Source organism: Tautonia marina, from assembly GCF_009177065.1.
Taxonomy (GTDB): domain Bacteria; phylum Planctomycetota; class Planctomycetia; order Isosphaerales; family Isosphaeraceae; genus Tautonia; species Tautonia marina.
This window is the reverse complement of the sequence record NZ_WEZF01000064.1, coordinates 1-852: the sequence shown is the minus strand read 5'-3', so window position 1 is coordinate 852 and position 852 is coordinate 1. Positions and strand designations below refer to the sequence as shown.

General features: G+C 70.9%; 1 protein-coding gene and 1 pseudogene. Both read right to left on the bottom strand.

The window, feature by feature from the left end:
- A pseudogene (locus GA615_RS27215) lies at positions 1–245 on the bottom strand (transposase); the annotation flags it as partial.
- Positions 246–277: 32 nt separating this feature from the next.
- The coding region (locus tag GA615_RS27210) for a helix-turn-helix domain-containing protein (RefSeq protein ID WP_235905698.1) at positions 278–852 on the bottom strand (575 nt) is incomplete at its 5' end.

Sequence of the window (852 nt, the reverse complement as noted above, 5' to 3'; positions counted from 1 at the left end):
TCGGCGGACGGGTAGAGTCGGGCGACGTGCCGCAGTTGGGCGGCGAAGGCCTCCTGCATCCGCCGGGTCTTGCTCTTGCCGGACATCGCCTTCGCCCTCGCCGGGCTCTCCAGCGTGTTGGCGTGCAGCACGCCGGTGACGACGTTAACCACCGCCAGGACGTAGAGCAGATCCTTGCAGTCCCTCGTGCCGACGACCGGCCGATGCCCCTTCACCCCGAGCGTGCTGCACAGGGGCGGCACCATTGGGAAGCGGGCCTCGTCCTGGCTCAGGAGGATCAGCTCGCCGGCCTCGGCCCCCTTTTCAACTCGGCCAGATCCCCACGGGCCTCGGCCTGCCGCTGCGGGTCGCCCCGCAGGAAGCGGTAGGTCGGCCGATACGGCCGGATGCCATGCTTGCGGCAGAAGGCCTGCATCGCCGACTTGCCGACCCGGACACCGTGGGTGCGGTAGAGGTGCTCGGCCAGCTCGGCGTGGGTCCAGTAGGCCCGGTCCAGCCCCTGGGCCTGCGGCCCCTCGATCACCCAGGTCCTCAGCACGGGGGCCAGGTCGGCGGTCAGCTTGGGGTGCGGCTTGCCCGGTTTGCGGGGCCGCAGGGCGTCGAGGCCCCGCTCCAGGTAGGCGTTGAGCCATCGTTGAACTGAGCTGCGGGAGGTGCCGGTGTCGCAGGCGATCTGGCCGCGGGGGCGGCCCCGGTGGGCCATCAGGACGATCTGGGCTCGGGTGCGGAGCGGGGCCTCCGGGCTCGTCCGCAGCACCGACTCCAACGCCTCGACTTCCTCGTCCGGCAACTGGATGCGGATCATGGATGCTCCCCCGGCCGATCGGTTGACTTGTCCTCCTCCCGGCAGAT